The following is a 12,169-nucleotide window of genomic DNA, read 5'->3' as shown; positions in this document are numbered from 1 at the left end:
CTTGTCGTCCCGATCCTCCGTGGCGCCTGGACAGCCCCGATCACCGGGTTGAGCCCGCGGCAGTATGAGAACTCCCGGCACTCCACCAGCCATGAGGTCGCCGACGTCCGCCGGATCGTCATGGTCGGCCGGCCTCGGCCGTCAGCCTGTCCACGCTGCGGCGCCCCCATGCGGTGCCCCCCAGCACGAGCACCGCGCCCAGCCCTCCGAGGAGGCCCAGCCGCTCGCCCCCGAGGGAGATGCCCACCGCCGCTGCCCAGAGCGGTTCCGTACCGAGCAGCAGGCTGACCCGGGACGGCGAGGTGCGGCGTACGGACCACGCCTGCACGAAGAACGCGAAGAGCGTGCAGAAGACGGAGAGGAAGACCAGCCCGGCCCACTCGGTGGCGCCGAAGTCCGCCGCCACCGTCCAAGGGGCGGGGCCCGTCCCGGGGACTGCGGCCAGCACGGCGAACACGGCGACCGCACTGGCGAGCTGCACGGTGGTCAGCGACAGCGAGTCCGCCTCCTGGACCGCTCCGATGCGGGCCATGGCGAGGACGTGGACGGTACGGGCGAGGGCGGCGAGCAGCATCAGGAAGTCGCCCGCCGAGGGGCTGGTGAACCCGCCGCCCTGGGTCAGGAGCACCACACCGGCGACGGAGAGGCCGGCCGCGGCGAGAAAGGCCCTGGGCGGCCGGACCCGGGTGACTGCGGCCTCGGCGAGCGGCGTGAAGATCATGGTCAGGCTGATGATGAGCCCGGCGTTGGTCGCCGAGGTGTGCACGACGCCGTACGTCTCCAGGAGGAAGATCAGGCTCAGCACCAGCCCCAGCAGCCCGGCGCCCCGCCACTGCTGCGCGCTCAGCGCCCGCAGCCTGCGCCGGCCGGCCACGACGAGGACCGGCAGCACGATCGCGAAGCGGAGCACGAGAACGGCGATCACGGTGTGCGTGGTGGTGATGCCCTTGGCCGCGAGGTAGCTGGCGCCCCAGACGAAGGCGACGAGCAGGACGGGCAGATCGGTGGCCCACGCGCGGCGGGGCGGGGCGGGAGCGGACAGGGCGACAGAGGACACGCGGTGCTCCTGGTTCTCCACAACGGGAACGATGTGGAGACTTCGCCGGCTCACACGCGGAGCCATCACCGTACCGAACGGACACCCCTGTCGGAAACCCGTTTCCGCAGGATGATCCGGCCACCTGTTCGCAAGGGTCGACCCTGGCCGAAGCGGTCTCCCGGCGGTGTCGGCTCCTCCTAGAATGTCGGTCTTGGGACGGTCGGACACACGGAGTTGGCACATGGGTGGAGCGCGGCCGGACGGACGGGTCGAGCGGGGGAACCAGACCAGGCAGCTGGTACTGGGGCGCGCGGTCCACGTCGCCTCGACCGAGGGGCTGGAGGGCCTGTCGCTCGGCCGGCTCGCCACGGAACTGAAGCTGAGCAAGAGCGGCGTCTTCGCCCTCTTCGGTTCGAAGGAGGAACTGCAACTCGCCACCGTGCGCGCCGCCGTGACCGTCTTCGTCGAGCACGTACTGACACCGACCCGGGCCGCCGCGCCGGGGCTGGGACGCGTCTGGCGGATGTGCGAGAGCTGGCTCTCCTACTCCCAGCGCCGGGTGTTCAGCGGCGGGTGCTTCTTCTACGCGACGATCGCCGAGTTCGACTCACGGGCCGGCAAGGTGCACGACGCACTGGCCTCCACCCAGACGGGCTGGGTGACCTTCGTGGAGGAGACGATCGAGGAGGCCAGGGTCCGGGGCGAACTCGCTGCGGACACGGACGTCTCCCAACTGGCCTTCGAACTCATCGCGTTCATGGAACTGGCCAATGCGGAATCCGTACTGCACAACAACAACCCCGGTTACACCAAGGCGGCCCGCGCCATCCTGGGGCGGCTGCGTGCCGCCGCCACGGAGCCCTGCCTGCTGCCGGAAGCCCCCTGAGCAAAACTAGCCGCACGATCGTTCGTATAGTTATAGGGTCGACGGGAGGCCGGGGCACCAGCCCTGCCCGCCCCCTCGACGAAGGGTCCGGATCATGCCCTCCGGCATCTGGAAGACATCCTGGAAGCTCGGTCCGGCGGCACACAGCACGAGCCCCGGCTCGCCCGTCGTCGTCAGCGTCACCGAGTTCAGCACGCACCGCCCCTGGGGTACGCCCGCCGTCGCGTTCGAGGGCATGCGGCTGCGGCGCAGCTGGCCACAGACGACTGGAGCGGTCGCCATCCGGCTCTGGATGGACCCCGGCCCCCGTCTGAACCGCTCGGGGTCGGTCACGGTATGGGCCGACGAGGCTTCCCTGAGGGAGTTCGTCGCCCGGCCCGACCACGTGCGTATCGTCCGGGCGTTCCGGGGGCGCGGAGTGATGCGGGCGGTCCTCCACGAGACGGCGCTGGGAACCCCTGACGCAGGCATCCCACCGGCCTCCGGCACCGCGCTCGGGCCGCTCTGGGCGGACGCGGAGCAGATCCTGAGCGGAGACGTCCCGTGGAACTGAGAGGGGAACCCGCGGACATCGTCGCGCTCGACCGCGCCGCCGTCCTGGAGTCCGTCCGGCTCGTGGGCGAGGCCCGCCCGGGCGACTGGCGGCGCCCCACGCCGTGCGACCGGTGGACCCTGCGTGAGCTGGTGGCGCACATGGCCGCACAGCACCACGCCTTCGCGACGGCAGCGCGCGGGGAGGGAGCGGGTGCGAGGGCGGAGCGCGGGGAGCGAGCGGGTGCGACGGCGGAGCGCGGGGAGCGAGCGGGTGCGACGGCGGAGCGCGGGGAGCGAGCGGGTGCGACGGCGGAGCGCGGGGAGCGAGCGGGTGCGGCGGCCCGCCGGCCCCCGGATCCCTGGGACGACCCGGCAGGCGCCTACCGCAGCGCCGCCGGCACGGTCCTGGACGCCTTCGCCCGCCCCGGTACGACCGACAGGCCGTTCGTCCTTCCGGAGATCAGCGCGCGGACCGTGCCCGGCCACCGGGCCATCGGGTTCCACTTCATCGACTACGTGGTACACGCGTGGGACGTGGCCGCCACGCTCGGGCTCCGGGTCCTGCTGCCGGAACCGGTGCTTCGCGCGGCCCTGCCGATCGCCCTGGCCGTACCGGGCGGAGAGGCACGGCGCGCACCTGACTCGGCGTTCCGCCCGGCGCTCCCCCCGGACCCGGGGCGCCGGTCCGCTCCCTCGGCAGGTGAGCCCACCGGCAGCGACGGGTCCGGCACGCTCTCCCTGATCCTGACCTGCCTGGGGCGCCACCCCGGCTGGACGCCGCCGGACACGCGGTGACCCTCGGCCCGGTTCCTCCCCGAGCGCCCCCGGGCACCGTGTCCGTTTCCCGCCGGTGAGCGGGCGCCCGGAGGGCTTTCCTTGTTCTTGTCGCCGCCGAACGGTCGCGGCAGCCCCGGCAGACAGGGAAATACGCAATGACCAGCACCAGCAGGACCGCGCTCGTGACCGGCGGAAGCCGCGGCATCGGTGCGGCGACCGCCCTCCGCCTCGCCCGGGACGGCGTCGACGTGGCACTGACGTACGTCCGTGACAAGGACGCCGCCGAGGCTGTCGTCCGCCGGATGGAGGGGTACGGGCGGCGTGCGGTCGCCCTCCACTCGGACGCGGCCGACGCCGGCGCGGCAGAGGCGGCCGTGCACGAGGCGGCGGACACGCTGGGCCGGCTCGACATCCTCGTCAACAATGCGGGAATCGGTGTCCTCGGCCCCATCACGGACCTGACCACGGCCGATGTGGACCGGGTACTCGCCGTCAACGTGCGCGCCGTGTTCCTGGCCTGCCGGGCGGCCGCGGGACGAATGGCGGACGGCGGACGCATCATCACGCTCGGGACCGCGCTGAGCAGGCACGCGGGTGGGCCCGGCGGCACGCTCTACGCCATGAGCAAGTCCGCCCTGGCCGGCCTCACCAAGCCGCTCGCCCGCGAGCTCGGCCCGCGCGGCATCACGGTGAACATCATCCAGCCGGGCCCGGTCGACACCGACCTCAACCCGGCGTCCGGCCCGTTCGCCGCCGGGCAGCGGTCCGCCACCGCACTGGACAGGTTCGGCACGACGGGCGAAGTCGCCTCTCTGATCGCCTACTTGGCGAGCGATGAGGCCGCGTACATCACCGGGACCGAGGTGGTGGTGGACGGCGGCCACGCGGCCTGACCGTCACGGATCGAACACTTCGGCCACGGCTCGCACGGGGGTGGGGTGGGATGGCTCCATGCGAGCCATACTCACCACCGCCGCCGGAGTCTGCGCACTGGTGGCACTCACCGCCTGCACGCAGGAGGCGGCGACGTCGCCCGGGAAGCGGCCGGCCGCTTCGGCGCCCGCGAGCGCGCCGGTGGACACCGCGGCGCTGGAATCGTCCGTACGCGCGTACGTGAAGGCCTACTACGAGCCCGACACCGGCGCGGCCTACCGGCTCCTCTCGGCGACGTGCCGGGACGAGTGGACCGAGGAGTCCTTCGCCGGACTCCCCGAACGGGCGGCGGCGACGGCCCAGCAGCTCGGGACGACGTACGCCCTGCGGCGACTGACCGTGGGCAGGGTTACGAAGGACACCGCGCAAGTGACCTACGGCGTCGGTGAGCCGAGGTTCGACGAGACGTCCTCATGGGTCCTGGAGGACGGCGGGTGGCACAACGACACCTGCTGACAGGGACCGCGCCGCGCCGCCCCGTAACGCTGCCGGTCCTACGCTGGCCGGGACGACAGCGAACGAAGTGGGAGACCATGAGCCAGACCCCGATCCCGGTTCACACCCTCAACGACGGCCGCACCGTCCCCGCGGTGGGGCTCGGCACCTGGCCGCTCGACGACGAGGCGGCCGACCAGGCGGTCGCCGGGGCGCTGGGCCTCGGCTACCGGCTCGTGGACACCGCGCTGAACTACCGCAACGAGACCGGCACCGGACGCGGGATCGCCCGCAGTGGCGTACCGCGCGAGGACGTCTTCGTGACGACCAAGGTACCCGGCCGGCATCACGGGTACGAGGAGACGCTCGCCTCCTTCGAGGAGTCCCGGGGCAATCTCGGGCTGGAGTACGTCGACCTGTACCTCATCCACTGGCCCCTTCCCGGCGTCGGCAGGTACGTGGACACCTGGAAGGCGATGATCAAGCTCCGTGAGGAAGGGCTCGTACGTTCCATCGGCGTCTCCAACTTCACCGCGGCCCATCTGGTCCGGCTGGAGCAGGAGACGGGCGTGCTCCCCGCGGTGAACCAGATCGAGATGCATCCGCTGCTCCCTCAGGAGGAGTTGCGGGCGTTGCACGCGGAGAAGGGCATCGTCACGGAGAGCTGGAGCCCGTTGGCCCGGGGGCGCAAGGTGCTCGAGGCCCCGGAGGTCGTGGCTGCCGCCGGGGCACACGGGGTGACACCGGGCCAGGTCGTGCTCCGGTGGCACACGCAGCTCGGTGCGGTACCGATCCCGAAGTCGGCCGATCCCGGGCGTCAGTGCGAGAACCTGGACCTGTTCGGGTTCGAGCTGACGCCCGAGGAGCTGGCACGGATCGGGGGCCGGCCGCAGCATCGCTTCGGCGGCGACCCCGAGACGCATGAGGAGTTCTGACGCCCGGCCGGGTGGGGCGAACAATCGCCGCCGACGGCAGGCGGACGCCCCGGCGGGTCACCGATTGCGCGGGGTGACCTCCGACATCCGGGACCAGTCGTCGCCCGGCACCTCGACATTGATGATCTCCGGGATCTCGGCGACGAGCCCGGACATCGTCTCGATCGCCGCCTTGAAGTGCTGCGAGTTCACATGCGCCACGCCCGCCTCCTGAGAGGCGAAGGCTTCGAGCAGGACGAACTGGTCCGGGTTCTCGACGCTGTACGACCACTCGAAGAAGAGGTTGCCGGGCTCCTGACGGGTGGCGAGGGTGAAGTCGTCGACCGCCGGGAGCCAGTTGTCGCGCTCGGCGGTACGGACGGTGAACTTGACGGCGATGAAGATCATGGCGACTCCTGGTCGACGGCGTGCCGCGGTGCGGGCGTCGACCAGGGTCCCATATGCCGTCAATCAGGTCATGCCCGGCACACCCGTGTGCTGCCGACGGGCCCTGCGGTCCCTATCCGCCCAGCTCCTCGTGACGGGCGGTCAGCCGGTCCGCCCCTTGCGCGGTCAATGAGCCGAAGAGGCGCAGCCTGGAGATCCCGCCGTCCGGGAAGATGTCGATCCGGACGTGCGTACCGAGCGCGGGCTCGGGAAGGACGAAGCGGTGGTTCGTGTCGGGCTGCAGCCGGGTGCGGGGCAGGATCTCGGCCCAGTCACCGTCGCTCCCGTCGCGCACCGAGAGGGTCGCCCAGCCCGCCGCGTTGCCCTTGAGGTAGGCGGTGTCGATCTCGACGGCACGGATCTCCGACTGCGCGGCCAGCCGGTAGCGGATCCAGTCGTTGCCCTTGTCCCGCCTGCGCCGCGTCTCCCAGCCGTCGTCCATCTTGCGGGAGCGGCCCGGTGCGATGGTGTTCGTGGCCGGGGAGTAGAAGCGGTCGGAGGCGTCCTCGACCTGGCCGCCGTTCTCCAGGGCCACGAGGTCGAACGTACCGAGGGCGGACAGCCACGCGGGGTCGGGGGCCACCTCGCCGTGGACCCTCAGCCGGGCTATGCCGCCGTCCGGGTGCTGGTTGACCCTGAGGTGGGTGAAGCGCTGCCCGGCGTCGACCGTGAAGCCGTTGGCCGCGTGGCCGCCGACAGCTGTACGGGGTACGAGCGTTGTCCACTTCACGTCGGGTGCGAGGAGGTCCTCGGGCGACGGGGAGCCGGGCACCGAGGTCGCCTCGACGGAGACCGACTGCGGGTAGTTGCCACGGAAGTGGGCGGTGTCGACGACGAGTCCGCGCACGACTCCGGGTGCGCCGAGGCGTACGAGGGCCCAGTCGTGGTCCTCGTCGGTGGGGTGCGGCTCGGCGGCACCCGTGCCGCGTCGGCGGCGGGTCTCCCAGCCGTCCATGATCTTGCCCTTGTGCCCGAAGCGCTCCGGGTCGAACTCGGCGGGCTCCGGCTTCAGCAGATTCTCGCGCTCGGCGAAGAACTCGTCGTTGGCGGCGATCACACCGGCGCCGAGCCGGCGGTCCGCGAGGTCCACGAGGTGGGTGAAGGGGAAGTCCGCGGTCCGGTAGTCGGCGTACGGGTCGCCACCTCCGTACGGGTTCGCGTCGCCGGTGAAGTGCGGTGTCGCCGTCATGGTCAGTGGTTCCTTTCGAGGAGGCGGCCGGCGGGTTCGCCGAGTACGCCGTCGGCCGCGATCCGCCGGCCGCGCAGCCAGGTCGACCTGACGACGCCGTGGAGCGTCCGGCCGGCGTAGGCGGTGACCTGGTTGCGGTGGAAGAGCTCGGCGGGGTCGACGGTGAAGGTCTCGTCGGGGGCGAGGACCGCGAAGTCCGCGTCGCGCCCGGCTTCGATGGCGCCCTTGCGGGTGAGTCCGGCGAGCGCGGCGGGGGCGGCGGACATCCAGCGGGCGACGTCGTCGAGCGTGTGGCCGCGCCTGCGCGCCTCGGTCCAGATGGCGGGGAGGCCCAGTTGGAGGGACGAGATACCGCCCCACGCGGAGGCGAAGTCCGGTGTCTTGAGGTCGGTGGTGCAGGGCGAGTGGTCGGAGACGATGCAGTCGATGGTCCCGTCCGCGAGTCCCGCCCACAGCGCGTCCTGGTTGGCGGCCTCCCTGATGGGCGGGCAGCACTTGAACTCCGTTGCTCCGTCGGGGACTTCCTCCGCGGTGAGAGTAAGGAAGTGCGGGCAGGACTCGACGGTGACGCGTACGCCCTCACGCTTGGCTGCGGCGATCAGCGGGAGGGCGTCGCTGGAGGAGAGGTGCAGGACGTGGACGCGGGCGTCCAGCCGCTTGGCGTGGGCGATGAGGCCCTCGATGGCGGTGTTCTCGGCATCGCGCGGCCGGGAAGCGAGGAAGTCGGCGTAGGCGGGGCCGCTGCGCTGCGGTGCGGACGCCAGGTGGTGCGGGTCCTCCGCGTGCACGATCAGGAGTCCGCCGAATCCGGCGATCTCGGCCATGGAGCGGGCCAGCTGCTCCTGGTCCAGCTCGGGGAACTCCTCGACCCCGGAGGGCGAGAGGAAGCACTTGAAGCCGAAGACCCCGGCTTCGTACAGCGGACGCAGATCCTTCGTGTTCGACGGGATCGCACCGCCCCAGAATCCGGTGTCGACGTGCGCCTTGGGCGCCGCCACCTGCTGCTTGGTACGCAGGTGCGGGACGGTGGTGGTCGGCGGGAGGGAGTTGAGCGGCATGTCCAGCAGAGTGGTGATGCCGCCTGCCGCCGCCGCCCGGGTCGCGGTCCAGAAGCCTTCCCACTCGGTGCGGCCGGGGTCGTTCACATGGACGTGGGTGTCGACGAGGCCGGGCAGCAGGACGTCGTCGCCGAAGTCCTCGATACGGGCCCCGTCGGGCACCTCGGTGTCGTAGGGCAGGACCGCCTCGATCGTCCCGCCGGCGACGACGACCGCGGCCGCGCGGGTCCCCTCGGGGGTGACGACGCGCGTCGAGCGCAGTACCAGTTTCATGTCCGCCTTCACGTCCGCACCGGGCACCCGTGCTCCTCACTCAGAATTTCAACGAATTGTTGAAGGAGTCTTCACTCGGGAAAGCACCCCGTCAAGACCTCACCTTCCCCGCGGGGCGCCGAGCGGGCCACCGGCGGCCCCCGGGACGGCGCTGGTTGGAGATTTCCACAAAGTAGAAGTCCAATTTCGTCAGGTGGAACGTAGAATGGGACAGAAGCGGCACCACCGCACCCCGGACAGACCGCGGCCGGGACTGTCGACACCGGGACAAAACAGGTGCTGACCGGCAAGGACGCCGCACCGGGAGCAGTGGGCCGATCGGGAGCAGCCCGGTAGGCTGCTGCCTTGCCTCCGCTTCGAAAGGACCGTTGACGTGCCGCCGTCCCACGCCAGCACATCCGACTCCAAGCCCGCCGGTCCCAGTGGCGGGGTGCAGTCTCTCGAGCGCGCCTTCGACCTGCTGGAGCGCATGGCGGATGCCGGGGGCGAGGTCGGGCTCAGCGAACTCTCCGCGAGCAGTGGCCTTCCGCTGCCGACCATCCACCGGCTGATGCGCACGCTGGTCGTGTGCGGCTACGTACGCCAGCAGCCCAACCGCCGTTACGCGCTGGGCCCTCGGCTGATCAGGCTCGGCGAGTCCGCGTCCCGGCTGCTGGGCACCTGGGCGCGTCCGTACCTCCAGCGCCTGGTCGAGGAGACCGGCGAGACGGCGAACATGGCGCTGCTCGACGGGGACGAGATCGTGTACGTCGCACAGGTGCCCTCGAAGCACTCGATGCGTATGTTCACCGAAGTGGGACGCCGGGTGCTCCCGCACTCCACGGGTGTGGGCAAGGCCCTGCTCGCGAACACGCCGGCGGACGAGGTCCGGGCGCTGCTGGCACGTACGGGAATGCCCGCGGCCACCGAGAAGACGATCACCACACCGGACGGCTTCCTCGACGCACTCGAACAGGTGCGCAGGGCGGGCTACGCGGTGGACGACAACGAGCAGGAGATCGGGGTCCGCTGCCTCGCGGTGTCCGTGCCCAACTCCCCCACCTCGGCCGCCATCTCCATCTCGGGTCCGGCGGGACGGGTGACGGAGGCGGCGACGGAGCGGATCGTGCCGATCCTCCAGCAGATCTCGAAGGAGCTCTCCGAGGCACTGGCCAGCAACGGCTCGACGGCCTGAACCTCGGGGGCCGTCGACGGCCAATGCAGTTGACTTTGAGCCTGGGAGATCGTTGCCCCGCGTGTGACGGGGTGGGACGCGTGCCGACGGGTGCGGATCGGGATCCTCGAGCCTTACAGGGGGGACGAGCCTCATGCCGCGAGTGCAAGGCCACCTGCATCTGGCCCGACTATGGATTCGCGTTCGCACACCCCGTCACCGCCGCGCTGCGGCTCTGCCTGCACGCACAGCCGATGGGGCTGCCGGCACCGGCCGCGGCACGAGCGGTGAGTGACGGCACTACGCATTCCACGGCCGTCGTCGTCGTGGCGGGGGTGATGGCCGCGCTGTACGCATCGGGTGCGTCGGCCCCGGTCGTACAGCCGCGGACGCGCGCGCCGCCGCCGTGTGGCTCACTGCTCTGTGCGCGTTCTGGCTCGCTCTGCTCGCCCTGTCGTCCGAGGGCCTGTGGGTGGCCGTCCTGCGCGGCCACGGCACACGTCCGCCGGGCCCGTCAGGCGGCGCAGGACAACCTGGCCGAGGCCCGCCGCTTCGTACGCGCCCTGAGCCCGCCGGACCTGGAGCACGGTTCGCCGGCAGCGGCCCTCGCCCGTCTCTCGTCACGCACCTCGGCACCGGAACTCACCCTGCAGTTCGCGCGGTCAGCGGTACGCCGGTGGAGCTGCCCACCCCGTACGGGGCGGCGATGCTCCGTACCGCCCGGTCGGCGCCGGCCGACGCGGTGCGCGACTCGGGTGCGCTGCGGACGGAGGTCACCCTCAGCTTCATGGGGACAGCGTTGCCCCTGGACGTCGTCGACGACGGGTAGGCCTTCGACCCGGCGGCGGCGGTACGTACGGCTGCCGCCGGCCGCTCGGCGCTCGCCCCGGCGGTCGCGCACCGCCTGATGGACCGGATGCGGACCCCTGCCCCAGGCCCTGACCAAACGGGAGCTCGAAGTGCTCCAGCTGGTCGGTGAGGGCCTGTCGAACCAGCAGATCAGCAAGCGGCTCTTCCTGAGCCCGGCGACGGTGAAGTCCGATCTGGTGCACATCTACGCCAAGCTCGGCGTCGACGCCCGCACCTCGGCGGTCGCTGCGGCGACGGCACGCCGCCCGATCCGCCGCTGACCGGGCGCGCTTCCCTCACGGGCGCGGCGGATGGGCACTCACACCACCCTCACGGGCGCGGCGGCTCCCCGAAGAGGTCCACGGCGATCCTTACGTCCCGCAGGCCGGGAGCGAGTGCGCTCACCGAGCCGATCGCCCCCGCGACCAGCAGGAGGGAACGGCGCAGCCGGGGGATCTCCGGCGTTCCGCTGACCGCCATGGCGTCCAGCGCGGCCAGCTCGTCCTCGGCGATTCCGCGGTCGGGGAACTCCACGGGGTGTCCGGCCAGTTCACGGCGGAGCCGGGACACGGCCGTACGCAACTCCGCGACTCTCGGATCCTCATCACTGCCGGTCAACCGCTTCTGCCCCACGCTTCGCAACAAAGCACTCCCCCTCGCACGTTCCTGTGCCGTGTATCGACCAGGTCCCGGGCGGCGGTCAAGTGCCTGGGTCCGTCGTCAAGTTAACGCCATGAAAGGTGGCGTGCGCCACTCCGCGGCCGGAAAATGAGAGTACTCCCTGAGAGTGACCTCCATTTCGCCAGTGCGAACAGTGCAGTGGTATCCAGAGCGCATGGCTCACAAACAATCGATCCCCGTGGTCGCCGGGGTGCTGCTCGCCGCAGGTGGCGGCCGCAGGCTCGGCGGCCGGCCGAAGGCGCTGCTGGAACACCGCGGGCGCCCCCTGGTCGAGCACGCGGTCCGCGCGCTGCGCAACGGCGGGTGCGGCCCGGTCCATGTGGTGCTGGGCGCCTCGGCCGAGGAGGCACAGGCCCGGGCGGACCTCTCCAGGTGCACGGTGACCGTGAACCCCCGCTGGGAGGACGGCATGGGCTCCTCGTTGCGTGCGGGGCTCGATGCGCTCACCGGTTCGGACGCGGATGCGGCCCTGGTCCTCCTGGTCGACCAGCCGGGTATCGGCGCGGAGGCGGTGGCGCGGGTGCGGTCGGCGTACCGGTCCCGGACGAGCCTGGTCGCGGCGACGTACGACGGGCAGCGGGGCCATCCGGTGATGTTCGGCGCCGCGCGGTGGGCGGACGTCGGGGCGGGCGCGGTCGGCGACCAGGGTGCGCGGGCGTACCTGCGGACGCACCGCGATGCGATCACGCTCGTCGAGTGTTCCGATGTGGCTCAGGCGTACGACATCGACACGGCGGAGGACCTGGGGTACCTGGAATGAACGGAGGGTACCCGCCATGGCACGGTGCGCCATCGCTTCCGCACTTCTGTCGAGCGGGAGAATCTCGACATCAACAAACCATTGAACTTCCACCATGAGGAAACTAATATCCACTGATCAGAAGCGCGAAGTGCCGCTTCCGCACCCGGACGGCACCCACGACCGCATCCCGGAGCCATGGCACGCAGTGCCGTTCCAGGCGACCCGGCGGCTGTGGGCCGCCGCCCGCGCCACCCGCTGA

At 71.4% G+C, this 12,169-nt stretch carries 14 protein-coding genes and 2 pseudogenes; 11 read left to right on the top strand and 5 right to left on the bottom strand.

Annotation, left to right across the window (positions count from 1 at the left end):
• Positions 1-118 precede the first annotated feature (118 nt).
• Entirely contained in the window at positions 119-1,057 is a 939-nt protein-coding gene (locus ABZS61_RS17130) for a DMT family transporter (protein WP_356420941.1), read from the bottom strand.
• A 223-nt stretch (positions 1,058-1,280) separates the two neighbouring features.
• On the opposite strand from ABZS61_RS17130, the gene ABZS61_RS17125 reads away from it, so the two are divergent.
• From ABZS61_RS17125 to ABZS61_RS17100, 6 genes are all read left to right on the top strand, one after another.
• Positions 1,281-1,925, top strand: a complete 645-nt coding sequence (locus tag ABZS61_RS17125) for a TetR/AcrR family transcriptional regulator (protein ID WP_356420938.1) — start codon at positions 1,281-1,283, stop codon at positions 1,923-1,925.
• 94 nt (positions 1,926-2,019) lie between these two features.
• Positions 2,020-2,478: a hypothetical protein gene (locus ABZS61_RS17120; RefSeq protein ID WP_356420936.1), complete on the top strand. Its 459-nt coding sequence runs from the start codon at positions 2,020-2,022 to the stop codon at positions 2,476-2,478.
• Entirely contained in the window at positions 2,469-3,254 is a 786-nt protein-coding gene (locus ABZS61_RS17115) for a maleylpyruvate isomerase family mycothiol-dependent enzyme (RefSeq protein ID WP_356420933.1), read from the top strand. Before ABZS61_RS17120 ends, ABZS61_RS17115 begins: the two co-directional genes overlap by 10 nt.
• A 137-nt stretch (positions 3,255-3,391) precedes the next feature.
• A complete protein-coding gene (locus tag ABZS61_RS17110) occupies positions 3,392-4,129 on the top strand; it encodes an SDR family oxidoreductase (RefSeq protein WP_356420930.1) in 738 nt (245 codons plus the stop codon).
• Positions 4,130-4,187: 58 nt separating this feature from the next.
• The gene (locus ABZS61_RS17105; protein WP_356420927.1) at positions 4,188-4,625 is read left to right on the top strand and encodes a hypothetical protein; all 438 of its coding nucleotides are present in this window, start codon (positions 4,188-4,190) and stop codon (positions 4,623-4,625) included.
• A gap of 77 nt (positions 4,626-4,702) precedes the next feature.
• Positions 4,703-5,539 (top strand): aldo/keto reductase, encoded by an 837-nt coding sequence (locus ABZS61_RS17100; protein WP_356420924.1) that lies wholly within the window; start codon positions 4,703-4,705, stop codon positions 5,537-5,539.
• 57 nt (positions 5,540-5,596) lie between these two features.
• On the opposite strand, the gene ABZS61_RS17095 is transcribed toward ABZS61_RS17100, so the two are convergent.
• The 3 genes from ABZS61_RS17095 to allB all read right to left on the bottom strand — a co-directional run bounded on the left by ABZS61_RS17095 (position 5,597) and on the right by allB (position 8,485).
• Positions 5,597-5,926 carry a putative quinol monooxygenase gene (locus tag ABZS61_RS17095; protein ID WP_356420921.1) on the bottom strand — a complete coding sequence of 110 codons (330 nt, stop codon included), beginning with the start codon at positions 5,924-5,926 and terminating at the stop codon, positions 5,597-5,599.
• A 112-nt stretch (positions 5,927-6,038) separates the two neighbouring features.
• Entirely contained in the window at positions 6,039-7,154 is a 1,116-nt protein-coding gene (alc, locus tag ABZS61_RS17090; protein ID WP_356420918.1) for an allantoicase, read from the bottom strand.
• A 2-nt stretch (positions 7,155-7,156) separates the two neighbouring features.
• Positions 7,157-8,485, bottom strand: coding sequence for an allantoinase AllB (gene allB / locus ABZS61_RS17085; protein ID WP_356421145.1), 1,329 nt, complete (start codon positions 8,483-8,485; stop codon positions 7,157-7,159).
• Positions 8,486-8,858: 373 nt separating this feature from the next.
• Here allB and ABZS61_RS17080 point away from each other — a divergent pair, with 373 nt between their 5' ends.
• The 3 genes and pseudogenes from ABZS61_RS17080 to ABZS61_RS17070 all read left to right on the top strand — a co-directional run.
• The gene (locus tag ABZS61_RS17080) at positions 8,859-9,659 is read left to right on the top strand and encodes an IclR family transcriptional regulator (RefSeq protein WP_356420915.1); all 801 of its coding nucleotides are present in this window, start codon (positions 8,859-8,861) and stop codon (positions 9,657-9,659) included.
• A 171-nt stretch (positions 9,660-9,830) separates the two neighbouring features.
• A pseudogene (locus ABZS61_RS17075) lies at positions 9,831-10,464 on the top strand (hypothetical protein); the annotation flags it as partial.
• Between the two features lie 15 nt (positions 10,465-10,479).
• Positions 10,480-10,768, top strand: a pseudogene (locus tag ABZS61_RS17070) (LuxR C-terminal-related transcriptional regulator); the annotation flags it as partial.
• Positions 10,769-10,817: 49 nt separating this feature from the next.
• Here the strand turns inward: ABZS61_RS17070 and ABZS61_RS17065 are convergent.
• The gene (locus ABZS61_RS17065) at positions 10,818-11,120 is read right to left on the bottom strand and encodes a DUF5955 family protein (protein ID WP_329214973.1); all 303 of its coding nucleotides are present in this window, start codon (positions 11,118-11,120) and stop codon (positions 10,818-10,820) included.
• A 202-nt stretch (positions 11,121-11,322) separates the two neighbouring features.
• Here ABZS61_RS17065 and ABZS61_RS17060 point away from each other — a divergent pair, with 202 nt between their 5' ends.
• Both ABZS61_RS17060 and ABZS61_RS17055 read left to right on the top strand, forming a co-directional pair.
• Positions 11,323-11,928: a nucleotidyltransferase family protein gene (locus ABZS61_RS17060; RefSeq protein WP_356420911.1), complete on the top strand. Its 606-nt coding sequence runs from the start codon at positions 11,323-11,325 to the stop codon at positions 11,926-11,928.
• A gap of 94 nt (positions 11,929-12,022) precedes the next feature.
• The gene (locus ABZS61_RS17055; RefSeq protein ID WP_356420908.1) at positions 12,023-12,169 is read left to right on the top strand and encodes a hypothetical protein; all 147 of its coding nucleotides are present in this window, start codon (positions 12,023-12,025) and stop codon (positions 12,167-12,169) included.

Source organism: Streptomyces sp. NPDC005566 (assembly GCF_040605575.1).
Taxonomy (GTDB): domain Bacteria; phylum Actinomycetota; class Actinomycetes; order Streptomycetales; family Streptomycetaceae; genus Streptomyces.
Note: the sequence above shows the minus strand (reverse complement) of the source record. Positions and strands in the feature narration are given on the sequence as shown.